The 16,021-nt window shown below is 73.7% G+C and carries 20 protein-coding genes; 13 read left to right on the top strand and 7 right to left on the bottom strand.

Features of this window, described 5'->3' with window-relative positions:
- Window positions 1-2: 2 nt before the first annotated feature.
- On the bottom strand, window positions 3-1,382 hold the full coding sequence (locus Q5530_RS23570; RefSeq protein WP_415364928.1) for an amidase family protein: 1,380 nt from the start codon (window positions 1,380-1,382) through the stop codon (window positions 3-5).
- Window positions 1,383-1,532: 150 nt separating this feature from the next.
- Here Q5530_RS23570 and Q5530_RS23565 point away from each other — a divergent pair, with 150 nt between their 5' ends.
- On the top strand, window positions 1,533-2,441 hold the full coding sequence (locus tag Q5530_RS23565) for a pentapeptide repeat-containing protein (RefSeq protein WP_415364927.1): 909 nt from the start codon (window positions 1,533-1,535) through the stop codon (window positions 2,439-2,441).
- Here the strand turns inward: Q5530_RS23565 and Q5530_RS23560 are convergent.
- The gene (locus Q5530_RS23560; protein ID WP_415364926.1) at window positions 2,429-2,950 is read right to left on the bottom strand and encodes a CGNR zinc finger domain-containing protein; all 522 of its coding nucleotides are present in this window, start codon (window positions 2,948-2,950) and stop codon (window positions 2,429-2,431) included. The genes Q5530_RS23565 and Q5530_RS23560 overlap by 13 nt on opposite strands.
- 26 nt (window positions 2,951-2,976) lie before the next feature.
- Here Q5530_RS23560 and Q5530_RS23555 point away from each other — a divergent pair, with 26 nt between their 5' ends.
- From Q5530_RS23555 to Q5530_RS23515, 9 genes are all read left to right on the top strand, one after another.
- Window positions 2,977-3,159: a hypothetical protein gene (locus Q5530_RS23555; RefSeq protein WP_415364925.1), complete on the top strand. Its 183-nt coding sequence runs from the start codon at window positions 2,977-2,979 to the stop codon at window positions 3,157-3,159.
- A 12-nt stretch (window positions 3,160-3,171) separates the two neighbouring features.
- Window positions 3,172-3,828: a TetR/AcrR family transcriptional regulator gene (locus tag Q5530_RS23550; protein WP_415364924.1), complete on the top strand. Its 657-nt coding sequence runs from the start codon at window positions 3,172-3,174 to the stop codon at window positions 3,826-3,828.
- An 88-nt stretch (window positions 3,829-3,916) separates the two neighbouring features.
- Window positions 3,917-4,648 (top strand): alpha/beta fold hydrolase, encoded by a 732-nt coding sequence (locus Q5530_RS23545; RefSeq protein ID WP_415364923.1) that lies wholly within the window; start codon window positions 3,917-3,919, stop codon window positions 4,646-4,648.
- On the top strand, window positions 4,636-5,349 hold the full coding sequence (locus Q5530_RS23540; RefSeq protein WP_415364922.1) for an SDR family NAD(P)-dependent oxidoreductase: 714 nt from the start codon (window positions 4,636-4,638) through the stop codon (window positions 5,347-5,349). Before Q5530_RS23545 ends, Q5530_RS23540 begins: the two co-directional genes overlap by 13 nt.
- A 61-nt stretch (window positions 5,350-5,410) precedes the next feature.
- Window positions 5,411-5,668: a helix-turn-helix domain-containing protein gene (locus Q5530_RS23535; protein ID WP_415364921.1), complete on the top strand. Its 258-nt coding sequence runs from the start codon at window positions 5,411-5,413 to the stop codon at window positions 5,666-5,668.
- A complete protein-coding gene (locus Q5530_RS23530) occupies window positions 5,668-6,324 on the top strand; it encodes a class I SAM-dependent methyltransferase (protein WP_415364920.1) in 657 nt (218 codons plus the stop codon). Before Q5530_RS23535 ends, Q5530_RS23530 begins: the two co-directional genes overlap by 1 nt.
- 9 nt (window positions 6,325-6,333) lie before the next feature.
- Complete coding sequence (locus tag Q5530_RS23525) at window positions 6,334-6,843, top strand: MarR family winged helix-turn-helix transcriptional regulator (RefSeq protein ID WP_415364919.1); 510 nt, start codon at window positions 6,334-6,336, stop codon at window positions 6,841-6,843.
- 644 nt (window positions 6,844-7,487) lie between these two features.
- Entirely contained in the window at window positions 7,488-8,465 is a 978-nt protein-coding gene (locus tag Q5530_RS23520) for a tyrosine-type recombinase/integrase (RefSeq protein WP_415364918.1), read from the top strand.
- A gap of 66 nt (window positions 8,466-8,531) precedes the next feature.
- Window positions 8,532-8,993, top strand: coding sequence for a PPOX class F420-dependent oxidoreductase (locus tag Q5530_RS23515; protein ID WP_415364917.1), 462 nt, complete (start codon window positions 8,532-8,534; stop codon window positions 8,991-8,993).
- Between the two features lie 107 nt (window positions 8,994-9,100).
- Here the strand turns inward: Q5530_RS23515 and Q5530_RS23510 are convergent, their stop codons facing one another.
- Together Q5530_RS23510 and Q5530_RS23505 are read right to left on the bottom strand one after the other, a co-directional pair.
- Complete coding sequence (locus Q5530_RS23510) at window positions 9,101-9,748, bottom strand: VOC family protein (protein ID WP_415364916.1); 648 nt, start codon at window positions 9,746-9,748, stop codon at window positions 9,101-9,103.
- A gap of 29 nt (window positions 9,749-9,777) precedes the next feature.
- A complete protein-coding gene (locus Q5530_RS23505) occupies window positions 9,778-11,391 on the bottom strand; it encodes a putative bifunctional diguanylate cyclase/phosphodiesterase (RefSeq protein ID WP_415365130.1) in 1,614 nt (537 codons plus the stop codon).
- On the opposite strand from Q5530_RS23505, the gene Q5530_RS23500 reads away from it, so the two are divergent.
- Complete coding sequence (locus Q5530_RS23500) at window positions 11,308-11,895, top strand: hypothetical protein (RefSeq protein ID WP_415365139.1); 588 nt, start codon at window positions 11,308-11,310, stop codon at window positions 11,893-11,895. The genes Q5530_RS23505 and Q5530_RS23500 overlap by 84 nt on opposite strands.
- 38 nt (window positions 11,896-11,933) lie before the next feature.
- On the opposite strand, the gene Q5530_RS23495 is transcribed toward Q5530_RS23500, so the two are convergent.
- Complete coding sequence (locus Q5530_RS23495; protein ID WP_415364915.1) at window positions 11,934-12,290, bottom strand: hypothetical protein; 357 nt, start codon at window positions 12,288-12,290, stop codon at window positions 11,934-11,936.
- A gap of 69 nt (window positions 12,291-12,359) precedes the next feature.
- Here Q5530_RS23495 and Q5530_RS23490 point away from each other — a divergent pair, with 69 nt between their 5' ends.
- Window positions 12,360-13,133 (top strand): glycerophosphodiester phosphodiesterase family protein, encoded by a 774-nt coding sequence (locus Q5530_RS23490; protein WP_415364914.1) that lies wholly within the window; start codon window positions 12,360-12,362, stop codon window positions 13,131-13,133.
- 190 nt (window positions 13,134-13,323) lie between these two features.
- Window positions 13,324-14,721, top strand: a complete 1,398-nt coding sequence (locus tag Q5530_RS23485) for an MFS transporter (protein WP_415364913.1) — start codon at window positions 13,324-13,326, stop codon at window positions 14,719-14,721.
- Between the two features lie 43 nt (window positions 14,722-14,764).
- On the opposite strand, the gene Q5530_RS23480 is transcribed toward Q5530_RS23485, so the two are convergent.
- A complete protein-coding gene (locus tag Q5530_RS23480) occupies window positions 14,765-15,499 on the bottom strand; it encodes a hypothetical protein (RefSeq protein ID WP_415364912.1) in 735 nt (244 codons plus the stop codon).
- Complete coding sequence (locus Q5530_RS23475) at window positions 15,496-15,810, bottom strand: PadR family transcriptional regulator (protein WP_415365129.1); 315 nt, start codon at window positions 15,808-15,810, stop codon at window positions 15,496-15,498. The genes Q5530_RS23480 and Q5530_RS23475 overlap by 4 nt, the downstream gene beginning before the upstream one ends.
- Between the last annotated feature and the right edge of the window lie 211 nt (window positions 15,811-16,021).

The following is a 16,021-nucleotide window of genomic DNA, read 5'->3' as shown; positions in this document are numbered from 1 at the left end:
GGTCAGGGTGTGGCGGGTGGTCGGCGGTCGGTCCAGGGTCTGGCGCGTTGGAGCTGGCCGGCGGCGGCGAGGATGACGGCTTCGCCGTCGGGGGCGGCGACGAGCTGCACGGCCAGCGGCAGGCCGGTGCCGGTGTGCCCGGCGGGGACGGCGGCGGCGGGGTTGCCCGTGATGTTCCACAGGGGCAGGAACGCGGTCATGCGGGCGGCGGCGAGCAGGGCGGCCACGGCGGGCAGCCGGCGCCATTCGCCCACGCGCAGGGGCGGGCGGGTCAGCACGGGGGTCAGCAGCAGGTCGTGGTCGGTGAACACGACGTGGTTGGCGTGGGCGGTCAGGCCGGGCCGCTGGGCCAGGGCGGCGCGCACGGCCGCGCCGGGCAGGCGGCGGCCGAGCGCGGCCACGACGCGGGTGCGGCGGTCGAGGCGGTCGGGTCGTTCGAGGTCGGCTTCGCCGTCGGCGGCGTGGTGCAGGTAGCGGGTGGCGAAACCGGTGGAGCCGGAGAGTTCGCGCAGGTCGGGGTCGAGGCGGGTGACGTCGTGGCCGAGGTCGGCGAGCAGCCCGGCGGTGTCCAGGACGGCGTCGCGGACCTCCTGGCGCAGGCCGATGCCGGGACCCCAGGGGCGCAGTGACACGGCGATGCGCAGGGTGGCGGTGTCGGTGACGGCGGCGGTGTGGTCGCGGCCGGGGGCCAGGACGTCGAGCAGCAGGGCGGCGTCGCGGACGTGACGGGTGATGGGTCCGGCGGCGACGAGCCCGCCCCAGGTGTGGGTGCCGGGGCCGAGGGGAACGCGGTCGCGTCCGGGTTTGAGGCCGAACAGGCCGGTGCAGGCGGCGGGGATGCGGATGGAGCCCGCGCCGTCGGTGCCGACGGCGGCGCCGACGAGGCCCGCGGCGACGGCGGCGGCGGACCCGCCGCTGGAGCCGCCGGGGCTGTGCCGGGGTGACCAGGGGTTGCGGGTGGCGCCGGCCCAGGTGGACTCGGTGTGGGGCCACAGGCCCAGTTCGGGCATCCGGGTGCGGCCGACGAGGACGGCGCCGGCGGCGCGCAGGCGGCGCACGATCTCGGCGTCGGCGGCCGCGGGGGTGTCGACGGCGGCGGTGCCGCGGGTGGTGGGCAGCCCGGCCAGCGGGATGTCCTCCTTGACCGCGACGGGCACGCCGAGCAGGGGAGCGTCGTGGCCGCGGGCGCGCAGGGCGTCGGCGTGCCCGGCGTCGGCGAGGGCCTGGCGGGCGAAGACCAGCCGGAAGGCGTTGAGCCGGCGGTCGTGGCGCTCGATGCGGCGCAGGCACTCGGCGACGAGGTCGCGGGAGGTGAGCGCACCGGAGCGCATCAGCTCGGCTTGTCCCGCGGCGCCGGCGAAGCACGCGTCGGTGAGGTCCATGGTGCGCACCCTAGGCCAGGGCCGGCGGCCGTGGTGGTGATCGACTCCGGGCGGTCGACCCGGGGCCGCGCGGGGTGGTCGGCGCGTGGCTTCGGGGGCCGCAGGGGTGGCCGGGTCCGCGGGGGCGCCCGGTGGGGGCATGATCGGGGTATGTCCTCGTGGCTGGTGCCGGTGGCGGTGGCGGTGGTCGTCGTGGTGTGGGCCGGGGTCCGGCACGCGCAGGCGGCCCGGTCGGACGCGTTGTTGGACGAGCACGCGCGGCGCCGGGTGGCGCCCGGGACGGCGGCGGTCTCCCCGGTGTCGGTGTGGCGGGAGGCCAACCGGCTGTTCCGGTGCGGGGATCGGGAGGGGTTGCTGCTGCTGGCCGAGATCGGCCGGCGGGTGCCGCGGCGGCGGCAGGCGGTGGTGGACACGTGGCTGGCGGCGCTGCGCGGCGGGGTGAGCCGGGGCCTGGACGTGGAGTGGCGGTCGCGGGTGCAGCGGGAACTGGTGTCGCACCTGCGGCCGGGCGGCGACTTCTGGCCGGGCATGGACGTGGTGGCGCCCGGGGCGATCCTGGTGGACCTGGACCTGTCGGGGTGCCGGGTGGGACGGGTGGACCTGGTGGGCGCGGTGTTCGTGGGCGACGCGCGGTTCGGGGCGGCGACGGTGACGGGGGACGCGGACTTCTCGGGCGCGCGGTTCCTGCGGCACGCGGTGTTCACCGACGCGCTGTTCGCCCGGTCGGCGTCGTGGTCGCTGGCGGTGTTCACGGGCAACGTGTCGTGGCGGTCGACGCAGGTGGCGGGGTCGCTGGTGACGGCGGGGGCGAAGGTGTCGGGGCGGGCGGACCTGCGGGGCGCGGAGGTGTACGGCACGGCGGACTTCCGACGCGCCCGGTTCGGGGGCCGGGCGCTGTTCGGCGGGGTGGTGCTGCACCGCGACGCGCTGTTCGGGCACGCGTGGTTCCGGGGCCGCACGGACGTGGGATCGGCGCTGATCGGGGAGTCCGCGGAGTTCGACCACACCCGCTTCGGCCGCCGGGTGCTCAGCGGCGACCAGGGCGATCAGTGGGCCTGACCGGCGCGCCGGCGGTGCCCGGCGACGTGGACGCGGTTGGCGCAGCGGGTGGTGCAGTAGCGGCGGCGGCCGTTGCGGGAGGTGTCGACGTAGGCGGTGGCGCAGCCGGGGCGGGCGCAGCGGCCCAGGCGGGCGGGGTCGTCGCACACGGCGTGGGCGAGCCCGGCGGCGGTGAAGGCCCGCACGCGGTGCGCGGTGGGCGCGTCCTCGGGGGCGAAGTGCAGGTGGGGCGCCCGGTGGTCGTGGGTGGAGACGTAGGGCTTGCTGGCGGTGTCGGCGAGCAGCGCGTTGACCAGGTCCACCCGTCCGGGGCCGGCGTCGAAGACGGGGGAGAGGCGGGCGGCCCAGTCGGTGAGCTCGCGGGCCTGGGCCGCGTCGAGGTCGCCCAGGGGCTGGTAGCCGTGCTCGCGCAGCAGCCGCAGCAGGTCCTCGGGGCCGCTGCCGGGGTCGGCGTTGACCAGGGCGGCGGCGAGTTCCGCGGCGGCCCCGCCGTAAGGGTTGAAATGCACTGAACCATGACACCACGCTGGGTGCCGTGATCTCCAGGTGCCCCGCGTGCGGGTGGCCCAGCGCCGAGCACGTCCGTCCGGTCTCCTCCCACCCCGTCTCCTCCCGCGGCGTGGTCGACTACGTGCGCTGCGTCTGCGGGGTGTGGCTCGTCCTGGAACAGGGCCGGGTGGTGGCCGCCGCGGGCGGGCGCGCACCGGGCGTCGGATAGGGTCCCGTCCTCGTGAGCCGCCCCCACCGCCGCCGCTCCGACAACCGTCGGGAGCTGCTGTGCGACTGCGCCATCTCGGTGCTGGCCGCGGAAGGCGGCCGGGGACTGACCCACCGGGCCGTCGACCGGGCCGCCGAGGTGCCCGAGGGCACCACCAAGAACTACTTCCCGACCCGCGAATCACTCCTGGAGGCCGCCGCCGGGCGCATGACGCGGCTGCACGCCGAGGCGGTGGGCCGCCTGCGGGAGACCACACCGCACGGCATCACCCCGACCCAGGTGGCCCGGCTCTACCCCGGGCTGCTGCGCCGCGCCGTGCGCGAGGACCCCACCCAGCTGCTCGCCATGGTCGAGCTGTACCTGGAGGCGGTGCGCCGACCGGGCGTGCGCGAGGCACTGGGCCGCATGGCCGCCTCCAACGCCCGCGCCTCCGCCGGACTCCACGCCGCCGCCGGCCTCCCCGGCTCCCCGCGCGACGCCGGCGTGCTCGACGCCTACTTCCTCGGCACCGCGGTGACCCTGCTGGCCCTGCCCGACGAGGCGCTGCGCACGGTGGGCATGGACGACCTGCACGCCCTGGGCACGCGGCTCTTCCACGCCGCCGTCCCCGGCACCGCCGACGACGACCCCGCACCCCCCGCACACCACCAGGCAGGCCCGACCGGGTGACACCGCAACCCGATCACCCCTCCCGGGTGACACGGGGTTCGCGCGGAGTGGACACCACGGGAACCCCCGAGGCCCTAGGTTCGACCCCATGGTGATCAAGGGAACCACCGGCACCGTCCACGGCACCGCCGCCGGCGTGCGGTACGTGGCACTGCCCCCCGCCCACGGACCGACCGACCGGCTCGTGCTGCTGTGGCACCTGGTGGGCCACCCCGGCACCCCCGAGGACATGGCGACCGCACTGCCCCTGCGCGACGTCCCCGCCTGGCGCGTCTACCCCGCCCTCCCCGCCACCACCCCACCCGACACCACCGGCGCCGACCCGATCACCGACTGGTACGCGCCCCTCGTCGAGTCCTCGGTCGCGGCGGTGCCCACACTGCTCGAACACCTGCGCGACCGCCTCGGCACCGCCCCCGCACCGGTGGACCTCGTCGGCGGCTCGGCCGGCGGGCACATCGCCCTGCTGACCGCCGCCCGCCGCCTCACCCCCGTGCGCCGCATCGCCGTGATCAACCCCGCCGTCACCGCCGAAGCCGTCGTCGACGCCTCCACCGCCCACCACGGACTGCACCACGACTGGACCCCCGCCGCCCGCGACGCAGCCCGCGACCTCGACGTCCTCGCCCACGCACCCCACTGGCCCGCCCCGCTGCTCCTGGTGCGCGGCGACCAGGAGTACCCGGCGTTCCGGCCGGTCCAGGACGCCCTGCACACGGCCGTACCCGGCTCCCGCCTCGTCCAGGTACCCGGACTCGCCCACATGCTCGTCTCCCACACCGACCTCGTCGACGCCGAGGTGACCGCGTGGCTGGCCTGATCGTCGTCACCGGCGGAAGCCGGGGGATCGGCGCCGCCGTCGTGCGCCGCGTCGCCCGCGACGGCAACCGGGTCCTCATCGGCTACCGCACCGCCCAAACCCAGGCCGAAGCCCTCGCCCGCGAGGTCGACGGCATCGCGATGCGGATCGAGGTCTCCGACGAGGCCGACGTGGACGCCCTGTTCGACACCGCCGCCGAACTCGGCGGACCCACCGGCGTGGTCATCAACGCCGGCATCACCAGCCCCGTCGGCCCACTCGAACACCTCCGCACCGCGGACCTGCGCCGCGTCCTGGACGTCAACGTCCTCGGCGCCCTGCTCTGCGCCCGCCGCGCAGCCCGCGACCTGCGCCGGGGCGGATCGATCGTCTCCCTGTCCTCCGTCGCCGCCACCCTCGGCGCACCGGGGGAGTACGTGCACTACGCGGCCGGCAAAGCCGCCGTCGAAGCCATGACCGTCGGCCTGGCCAAGGAACTCGGCCCCCGCGGCATCCGCGTCAACGCCGTCGCCGCCGGCACCGTGCGCACCACCATCCACGAACTCTCCGGCGTACCCGACCGCCCCGACCGCGTCGCCCCCCTCATCCCACTGGGCCGCGCCGGCGAACCCGAGGAGATCGCCGAGGCCGTGGCCTGGCTCCTCAGCGACGCCGCCTCCTTCACCACCGGCGCCGTCCTGCGCGTCAGCGGGGGACTGTGAGCACCCGCGACCCGTCCACCGTGATAGTCACACCGCTCCGACCGGTATTACCGTCACACCCATGGTGCGACAGCCGCTCACCCCAGCCGAACGCGAACGCGGCGAACGCCTCGGCCAAGCCCTCCGCCGAGCCCGCGGCCCCCGCAGCACGACCGACGTCGCCACCGCCGCCGGCATCTCCGTCGAAACCCTCCGCAAGATCGAACACGGCCGCATCCCCACCCCCGCCTTCTTCACCGTCGCCGCCCTCGCCCACACCGTCGGACTCTCCCTCGACCACCTGTGCCGCGAACTACGACCCCAACCCCTCCCCGCCTGATGCACACCACCGACCCCACCGACTTCATCCGCGCCACCACCACCCCCCGCCCCGTACCCCTCACCCCCGAACTGCACCTGCACACCGCCGACGACATCACCACCCTCTGGCACGACACCGGCACCCCCGAACCACCCTTCTGGGCCTTCCCCTGGGCCGGCGGCCAAGCCCTCGCCCGCCACGTCCTCGACCACCCCCACCTCGTCACCGGCCGCACCGTCCTCGACCTCGCCTCCGGCTCCGGCCTCGTCGCCCTCGCCGCCGCCCACGCCGGCGGCCACGTCACCGCCAACGACACCGACCCCCTCGCCGCCGCCGCCATCCACCTCAACACCACCACCAACCACCACACCCTCCACATCACCACCCACGACCTGCTCGACACCGAACCCCACGTCGACGTCATCCTCGCCGGCGACGTCTTCTACGACCGCCACATGGCCGCCCGCGTCGAACCCTTCCTCCTCGCCGCCCACCACCGCGGCACCCTCGTCCTCGTCGGCGACCCCCACCGCTCCTTCCTGCCCCGCCACTGGACCCCCCTCGCCACCCACCACGTCCCCGTACCCCGCGACCTCGAAGGCGTCGACGTCAAACCCACCACCGTCTGGCGCCCACCCGACCGACACCACCCACCACAACAACAGCGCTGTTAGATTGGGGGAGTGGACCACCGCTTCGTCCTCGGCACCCGCCTGCGCCACCTGCTCGACCAACTCGACGCCGACCTCGCCCACGTCTACACCGACCTCGGCCTCCCCGACTTCCGCCCCCGCTACACCCCGATCGTCCAACTCGTCCACGCCCACGGACCCCGATCCATCCGCTGGCTGGCCGACACCATCGGCATCACCCACTCCGCCGTCAGCCAGACCGTCAACCAGATGCGCCGCGACGGCCTCGTCGACCTGACACCGGGGGAGGACGCCCGCCAACGCCTCGTCCACCTCACCGACCGCGCCCGCACCCTCAAACCCACCCTCGACGCCGAGTGGCACGCCACCAACGCCGCCGCCCTCCAGCTCGACGCCGAACTCCCGCACCCCCTGTCCGCCGCCGTCGACGCCGCACTGCGCGCACTGGCCGACAAACCGCTGCGCGAACGCATCCGCGAACACCTCGACGACCCGGCCGCCGCCGGACCGGCAGGGAACGGGCCCGAACCGCTTACTTAACATAATGTAGATTATCGGCGTTCCGGCACAGGGCGCTGACCAGGCCCGGAGCAAGGGTGATCCACACCGGCCGAACACGCCTCGCACACCGCACACGAGCCGCACACGTCCACCGCCGCACACCCGACGCCCGCGACGAGCGCACGACGCCGGTCGATGCCGACCGCCGCACCGAGGACGGGGCCCGGCCACGGAACCGGGGCGACGAGCCGGGAGCGCCTCGACACCCCGGGCGGGATCGGACCCCGCCACAGCACCCCGGAAACGTCACAGTGACGGATCACGGGTGCTGAACCACGAGGACCGGACACCGCGCACGGCGTCACGCCCGACACGGCCACGATGATCAACACTCCCGGCCGGTCGACCCCCGCACGGCGCGGCCCCGTCGACCACCGGGACCCGCAGGTGCGCCCGCCGACACGCGCGTGCACGTCGAACACGACGTGCCGGGGACGTCCGGGCGGCCGGTGGAGGGTCCCGGGAAGGGGCATCCCCCGATCGGGGCTCCGGCCCCTTCCGGACCCATAATTCATGGATAATCGCCATTATCCATGAATTGATCATGGTCGCCGGGGGATCCGCGCGGGTGCGTCCCGCTCGGCCTCCGGGTTTTGTCGGTGCCGTGCGGTAGGAAGATCGTCATGCGCGTTGTTGCCGCCCAGGAGTCGTTCTTCCTCGCCCGTCGCCCGCGCAAGGACTCCCCCCACACGACGGCGGCGTACCGGCGTGACCTGGCGGGGATCACGGTGCTGCTGGCGGAGGCGGTGTCCACTCCCCCGGACGAGCTGGTGGTGGAGGACCTGACGTCGGGGAACCTGCGGGCGGCGTTCGGGGTGTTCGCGGATTCGCACGCGAAGTCGTCGGTGTTGCGGGCGTGGTCGACGTGGAACCAGTTCTTGACGTTCTGCGTGGCGGAGGAGTTGGTGCCGGGCAATCCGATGGGTGCGGTGGCGCGGCCGAAGACGCCGCCGTTGGTGCCGAAGCCGTTGCGGGGTGAGGACACGCCGGAGCGGTTGTTGGCGGCGGCGGCGGAGGGGGTGCGGCGGGGGCGTGATCCGTGGCCGGAGCGGGATGTGCTGGTGTTGGCGTTGGGGTTGGTGGCGGGGTTGCGGTCGGCGGAGATGCGGACGTTGACGTTGGCGTCGGTGGTGGGTCGGCCGGGTGAGCGGCGGTTGCACGTTGCGGGTAAGGGTGGTCGGGATCGTTCGGTGCCGATCGAGCCGGCGATGGATCGGGTGATCGAGGATTACCTGGGGTCGTGTCGGCGGCGTTTTCCGCGGGCGCGGTTCGACCGGGGGTCGGCGTTGGTGCGGGATCGGCATGGGGAGCCGATCGGTCGGGGTGGGTTGGAGTACCTGGTGCGGTCGTGTTTTCGGTGGGCGGGGTTGCACGACCGGGTGCCGTCGGGGGCGAGTTTGCACGCGTTGCGGCACACGTTCGCGACGCGGTTGGCGGAGGACGGTGCGTCGGCGTCGGAGATCATGGCGTTGTTGGGTCATGCGTCGTTGGCGACGTCGCAGAACTACATCGAGGCGACGGCGCGGGAGCGGCGGGCGGCGGTGGCGGGTAATCGGACGTATGCGTCGTTGGGGCGGTTGCCGGGGTCGGGTGGGGAGTAGGTGGGTGCCGCTCCCCCGGTCCCCCGGTGGCGGTGTCGGGGTGGGGTGGCCTTTTAGGGTGTGGGTATGCCGAGGATCGCTACTGCCGAGTTGGTGTCCCGTGAGGGTTTGTTGGAGTTCGTGCGGCCGCGTCATCGGGCGTTGTTGGTGACGCGGCGGGCTGGTGACGGGGTGCAGGTGTCGCCGGTGGCGTGTGGGGTGGACGGGGAGGGTCGGGTGGTGGTGTCGACCTATCCGGGGCGGGCGAAGTCGCGCAACGCGCGTCGTGACGGGCGGGTGTCGTTGTGCGTGTTGTCGGATGACTGGGATGGCCCGTGGGTGCAGGTGGACGGGCGGGCCGAGGTGTTGGGGTTGCCGGGGGCGTTGGAGCCGTTGGTGGAGTACTACCGGTGCATCGCGGGTGAGCACCCGGATTGGGAGGAGTACCGGGCGGCGATGGTGCGGCAGGGGAAGGTGTTGATCCGGGTGTCGGTGGAGCGGTGGGGTCCGGTGGCGACGGGTGGTTTTCCGCCGGGGTTGGCGGGGTGACCGTGACCTGACCTGGCCTGATCCGGCCTGGCCTGGCCGGCGGTGGTGGGTGTCGCTCCCCCGGTGTGGCTTCTCCCCCGCCGGTCGGGTGGTGGCGGGCGGTGGGGTCAGTGCTCAGCCCAGGTGCCGCCCCAGCCGGTGGGGTTCTCCAGGATGGCGAAGGTGTTGCCGTCGGGGTCGGTGAGGGCGGCGACGGTGCCGGTGGGTACGGGGGTGGGGGCGGTGAGGGTGGTGCCGCCGAGTTGTTCGGCGTGGTGGGTGGTGCGGGTGGCGTCGGGGACGGCGTAGTAGCGGGTCCAGCCGCCGTGGGCGGTGGTGAGGCGGCCGGCGACGGGGCGGGGGTCGTGGCCGGTGGTGTCGTAGGGGGTGAAGTCGGCGTCGGGGTGGCGGGTGGTCCAGCCGAGTTGGGTGGTCCAGTGGTGGTCGTCGGTGGGGCCGTGGTGTTCGACCCAGCAGGGTTCGCCGGGGCGGGGTGGGGGTGCCCAGGGTCCGTGGAGGACGCGGCCGCGGTCGGTGGTGGCGCCGTGGTGGAGGTCGCGGGGGGTGGTGTCGGCGAAGACGAGGCGGGTGCCGGTGTGGCCGGTGTGGATGCGGGTGGCGAGGCGGTCGCCGATCCAGCCGGTGAAGGCGCCGTCGGGTTCGGCGATGACGATCCAGCCGAGGAGGGCGGCGTAGAACTCGGTGACGGGTTCGGGTCGGGGGGTGGCGAGTTCGACGCGGCGCAGGCCGCGCGAGGGGTGGTGGGGTGCGGGCACGGTGGTGGGTGTCCCCTCGGGCGGGTGGGTCAGGAGCGTGCTCCATCCTCCGCACCGGTGAGGTGGGGTGACAATGCGCCGTTCGGTGGTGTGGGTTGGGTTGCGAGGACGGTGGCGAGGGGTTGGGGGCGGCCGAGGTGGAAGCCTTGGCCGACGCGGACGCCGAGGCGGGTGAGGACGTCGACCTGGGCGGGGCGTTCGACCCATTCGGCGACGGCGGAGAGGCCGAGGCCGCGGGCGATTTCGATGATGCCGGAGACGAGGACGGCGTCGGTGGAGCGTTCGTCGATGTTGCGGACGAATTCGCCGTCGATCTTGATGCCGGTGATGGGGAGGTGTTTGAGGTGGACGAAGGAGCCGAAGCCGGAGCCGAAGTCGTCGAGGGTGATGCGGCAGCCGAAGGCGCGGAGTTGGAGGGCGAGGGCGCGGGCGGCGTCGAGGTTGGTGACGGCGGCGGTTTCGGTGATTTCGAGGCCGAGGCGGCCGGGTGCGACGCCGGCGCCGGCGAGGCGGTCGAGGACGAAGCCGGCGAAGCCTTCGTCTTCGAGGGTGCGGCCGGAGACGTTGACGTTGAAGCGGAGTTCGGGGTCGGGGTGGGTGACGAGGGCGTCGATGGCGGTGGAGAGGACCCAGCGGTCGATGTCGAGGATGAGGTCGCTGCGTTCGGCTTCGGGGAGGAATTCGGCGGGGCCGAGTGGGGGTTGTTGGCCGTCGTCGAGGCGCAGGAGGAGTTCGTGGCCGAGGGTGCGGCGGGTGGCGAGTTGGACCATGGGCATGGCGTGGAGTTCGAGGCCGCCGCGGTCGAGGGCGGTGCGGAGGCGGTCGAGGACGGAGACGCGTTTGGCGGTGTCGGCGTAGTGGCCGGGTTCGTAGACGGTGACTCGGTTGCGGCCGGCGGCTTTGGAGGCGTAGAGGGCGAGGTCGGCGTTGGCGAGGACGAGTTCCCAGGTGTCGCCGGGGCCGTAGTGGGCGACGCCGGTGGAGACGGTGATGCGGGAGGCGGGGCCGACGAGGGGTAGGGCGGCGACGGCGTCGCGGAGGGTGTCGGCGGTGTGGGCGGCCTGGGTGAGGTCGTGGCCGGGGAGGACGACGGCGAATTCGTCGCCGCCGAGGCGGCCGATGAGGTGGGTGTGGTCGAGGCGGGTGCGCAGGGCGGTGGCGAGGGTTTTCATGAGGCGGTCGCCGACGGCGTGGCCGCGGAGGTCGTTGACGTCTTTGAAGTTGTCGAGGTCGAGCAGGAGCATGGCGCCGGAGGCGCCGGTGGCGAGTTGGCGTTCGAGTTCGCGGGTGACGGCGCGTCGGTTGGCGAGGCCGGTGAGGGGGTCTTGTTCGGCGAGGGCGAGGAGTTCGTCGTGGACGCGGCGGGCGCGGGTGATGTCGTGGGCGGTGCCGAGGACGCGTTGGGGTGTGCCGTCGGGGGCGGTTTCGACTTCGCCGAAGCACTCGAACCAGCGTTCGGTGGTGTGGTCGGCGAGGACCATGCGGTGGGTGTAGGTGAAGCCGGCGCCGGTGCGCATGGCTTCGGCGAGGGTGTTCTGGATCATGGGTCGGTCCTGGGGGTGGACCAGTTCGGTGTAGGTGTCGAGGTCGAGGGTGGTGCCGGGTGGGAAGCCGAAGAGGGCGAGGAGGGTGTCGGACCAGATGACGCGGTCTTCGGGGACGCGCCATTCCCAGGTGCCCATGCGGCCGAGGACCTGGGCGCGGCGCAGGGAGTCGGCTTCGTGGGTGGCTTCGAGTTCGCGGTCGCGCCAGGCGGTGACGTCGGCGACGCGGTAGAGGAGGCGTCCGTCGCCGAGGGGTTGGCAGGCGACTTCGAGCCAGCGGTGGCCTTGCCAGTAGGCGCTGGGGGTGAGCAGGGCGATGCCGGCGCGGGGGCCTTGGGGGGCGCCGGGCAGGAGTGTGGGCAGGGAGCTGCCGGGTGCCTGGTCGGCGGGGAGGCCGAGGACCTCGGCCAGTGCCGGGTTGACCCAGGTCAGGACTCCGTGGGGGTCGGTCACGCCGAACCCCACGTCGGCCCGGTCGAGCACCTCTCGGTGCAACGCGCCGTCGCCGTTCACGCGCTCCTCCTCGCCACCCCGGGCGTCATGATGGTGGAGATCACGTGGCGTGGGCAAGCCGGGGTGGGGTGGTGCGGGGTGACTGGGTGATCTCGGTGTGGTCGGGTCGGTGTGGTGGGGGTGGTCGGTCAGCGCAGTCGTTCCAGGCCGCGGGCGGTGTGGACGAGTTCGTCGGCGAGGCGGTGGAGTTCGGTGCGGGCGGCGCCGTCGGCGGCGGCGGTGGCGATGTCCTCGGCGGCGCAGCGGAGTTGGAACAGCCGGTCCTGGAGGTCGGCGAGTTCGCCGGAGGAGAGGACGACGGCGTCTTCGGGGAGGCCGCCGCGTTGGACGGCGGCGCGGCGTTCGTAGGCGCGTTGTCGGCAGGGTTGGGCGCAGTAGCGGCGTGGGCGGCCGATGCGGCTGCTGTCGGGCAGGCGTCGTCCGCACCAGGCGCAGTGCCTGGCTTCTTCCCGGCGTCCCGCGACGGCCTCGGTCACCAGCTCCATGGCGGGCGACGGTATCCGGCTACCCACCGGTCACGGCAACGCCACGCCGCCAGGGCAGACTCTGGCGCTGTGACCGCGACCCACCCGTACCTGACCGGACCGCATCCCCGTGCCTATGCCCATCGGGGTTGGCACCTGGACGAGTTGGCGGGGATGGAGAACTCGTTGGCGGCGTTCGTGCGGGCGGTGCGGGAGGGGTACCGGTACCTGGAGACGGATGTGCACGCCACGTCGGACGGGGTGGTGGTGGTGCACCACGACGCGGTGTTGGACCGGACGACGGACGGGAGCGGGGCGGTGGTGGGGCAGCCGTGGTCGCGGGTGCGGCGGGCGCGGGTGGGGGGTCGGGAGCCGGTGTCGCGGTTGGAGGACGTGCTGGAGGAGTTGCCGGGGGCGTTGTTCAACATCGATGTGAAGGCGGATGCGGCGGTGGGGCCGGTGTTGGAGGTGCTGCGGCGGACGGGGTCGGTGGGGCGGGTGTGCCTGGCGTCGTTCTCGGATCGGCGGTTGGCGCGGTTGCGGCGTGGGGGTGGGGCGGGGTTGTTGACGTCGATGGGGCCGCGCAACGTGGGGGCGTTGTGGGCGTCGGGTCGGGTGGGGGTGGCGCGGTTGCCGGTGCGGGGCATGGTCGCGCAGGTGCCGCGGGTGCAGGGTCGGTTGCGGGTGGTGGACGGGCGGTTCGTGGGGGCGGCGCACCGGCGGGGGGTGGAGGTGCACGTGTGGACGGTGGACGAGGAGCCGGTGATGCGGGAGTTGTTGGACCTGGGGGTGGACGGGTTGGTGACGGATCGGCCGGACCGGTTGCGGGAAGTGTTGGTCGCGCGGGGTGCCTGGGCGGGGTGAGGCCGGGCCGGGCGATCCTGGGTGGGGTGGTCCTGGGTGGGGTTCCGGGCTGCGGGTTGCCCCTCCCCCGGGTCCCCGTGGGGGTGTGCCACCGTGCGTGGGCGGGTTGGGCGCACATCGGGGGTCCGGGAGGCAACAGGTTGGTGGTGATCACCACCAACGGGGGAACCACCGGCTACAGTCCGCCCCCATGAGCGTGGCCGACAGCACCACCCCCACCGTGGACCGCAAGCGGGAGCAACGCGGTTGGACCTGGTACGACTGGGCGAACTCGGTGTTCCCGACCTCCGTGGCCCTGGTGTTCCTCTCGGGTTATCTCACGGCGGTGGCCGAGGCGGCGGCGAAGGCCGACACGGCCCGCAACGGGCCGCGGGCGTGTGCGGAGTCGGCGCTGCGCTCGTGCGACATCAGCGCGTTCGGGTTGTACTTCCCGGCCGGGTCGCTGTGGGGTTACCTGCTGTCGGTGGCCACGGTGGTCCAGGTGCTGGTGCTGCCGATCATGGGTGCGATCGCCGACCGGACGCAGAACAAGCGGCGCATGCTGGGCGCGCTGGCCTTCGCCGGGTCGACCGCCACGATCGCGCTGGCGCTGGTGTCCGGGGACAACTGGCACCTGGGTGTGGCGCTGTTCATCCTGGGCAACATCTGCTACGGCGCGTCGGTGGTGGTGTACTACGCCTTCCTGCCGGAGATCGCCGATCCCGACGAGCGCGACGGGGTCTCCGCCCGGGGTTGGGCGTTCGGCTACCTGGGTGGCGGTATCGCCCTGGGGCTGCACCTGGCGTTGTTCATCGGCCACGACGCCATCGGTCTGTCCGAGTCGGCGGCGGTGCGGGTCGCGTTCGTGCTGTCGGGGTTGTGGTGGGCCGGGTTCACCCTGATCCCGCTGGCCCGCCTCAAGCGCCACCAGGCGCCGCACGGCAGCGAGAGCGGCGCCTCGGTGATCACCGCCGGGTTCGCCGAGCTGCGCTCCACCGCCCGCCAGGCCCGCATGTTCCCGCTGACGCTGGCGTTCCTGGGGACCTACCTCATCTACACCGACGGCATCGCCACCGTCGCCAACGTCTCCGCCCAGTACGGCCGCGACGAGCTGCTGCTCGACGAGACCGTGCTGATCACGACGATCCTGATCGTGCAGTTCGTGGCGTTCTTCGGCGGGGTGCTGCACGGCCGGTTGGCCCGGTCCTGGGGCGCCAAGCGCACCATCATGGTGAGCCTGTGCGTGTGGATCGTGGTCGTGGGGGCCGCGTTCTTCGTGCAGGCCGGGCAGCAGGTGCAGTTCTACGTCCTGGCCGCCGGCATCGGCCTGGTGCTGGGCGGCACGAACGCCCTGTCCCGTTCCCTGTTCAGCCAGATGATCCCGCCGGGTCGGGAGGCCCAGTACTTCTCCCTCTACGAGGTGGGCGAGCGCTCCACCTCGTGGCTGGGGCCGCTGGTGTTCGCCGGGGTGGGGCAGGCCACCGGGTCGTTCCGGTTGGCCATCATCAGCCTGGTGATCTTCTTCGTGGTCGGGTTCGTGCTGCTGATCTTCGTGCCGGTGCGGCGGGCCATCACCGCCTCGGGCAACCCCGTCCCCGCCAAGGTCTGACCCCTGGTGGGGGGCGGCCGCAACCGTCCCCCACCAGGGTGGGTCAGGCCGGGTCGGGCGCCGCGGGCCGGGACGCGGCACGCCACGGCCGCACCACCGCGACCAGCGCCGCGGCCACCACCCAGGCCCACAGGAACGTCAGCCACGACAGCCACACCGCGACCGCACCCACCAGCGACACCACCGCCCCGGCGGCCACGCCCGCCACCGCCGCGGCCCACCAGCGGGGCCCCGGCCTCGGCGCCTCGGCGTGGAAGCCCGCCACCACCGCCACCGCCGTGACCCACACCGGCAGCGCGAACACCGCGGTGAACCACCACGGCGCCCCCGACAGCGCCGAGTGCACCCACGGCAGCACCGCCAGCAGCCCGGTCACCGCGCCCGCCGCCCGCCCCAGCGCCCGGTGGCCCGCCACCAGCGCCGCGAACGCCACCACCACCGGCACGTCCGCCCACCACGCCTGCGGCGGCACCCCGGAGCGCGCCACGGCCGCCCACACCTGGCCCACCATCACCAGCTGCGCCAGCAGGCCGGTCATCCCCACCAGCCGCACCAGCCCGCCCGCCGGGCGCCGCGCCCCCAGCCGCACCCGCAGCGCCAGCGCCGCCGTCGCCCCTGCCTCGCCCCACCCCGGCCAGGAGTGCTCCAGGTCCAGCTCGTCGTCCCGGTCGGCCAGGAACAGCCCGACCATCTCCTCCTCGCGCTCGGCCCGGTACCAGCCCGGCAGCACCCGCAGCAACGCCCGGTACCTGCGCTCCAACCTCGACGACCCGCTCACAGCGCCCCCCTCGCCCGCAACACCGACGACGCCGCCCGCACGTTGGCCGACAGCCGCGCCACCTCCGCCGACAACTCCCGCACCCCCGTGTCGGTCAGCCGGTAGTACCGGCGCAACCGACCCTGGTGCACCTCCTCGCGGTCGGCTTCGGCCCACCCGTCGGTCACCAGCCGGTCCAGCACCCCGTAGAGGGTGCCCACCCGCAGCCGCACCCGGCCCTCCGACAACCCCTCCACCGCGCGCACGATCGCGTAGCCGTGCAGCGGTTGCTCCGCCAACGCCGTCAACACCAGGAACGCCTGTTCCGACAGACCCTTCACACCACAGGTTATATCGCGTCGCGGTATATCTCGTCGAGAGGAGGTTCCCGCTCTCGGCGGGGTTGGGGGCGCTGTGGTCGGGACTTGTGGTCGGAACTCGTCGCGGGCCGGAAAGTGTTGCGTTTGGGCAACACTGAAGTCACGGAAACCCCAGAACGACCACGGCCGGCCCCCGGCGGTCGATCAACGGCGGGCCGAACCC

The organism is Saccharothrix sp. BKS2 (assembly GCF_047689505.1).
Lineage (GTDB): Bacteria > Actinomycetota > Actinomycetes > Mycobacteriales > Pseudonocardiaceae > Actinosynnema > Actinosynnema lopnurensis.
The sequence above is the reverse complement of the archived record's forward strand: the minus strand, read 5'-3'. Positions and strand labels throughout refer to the sequence as shown.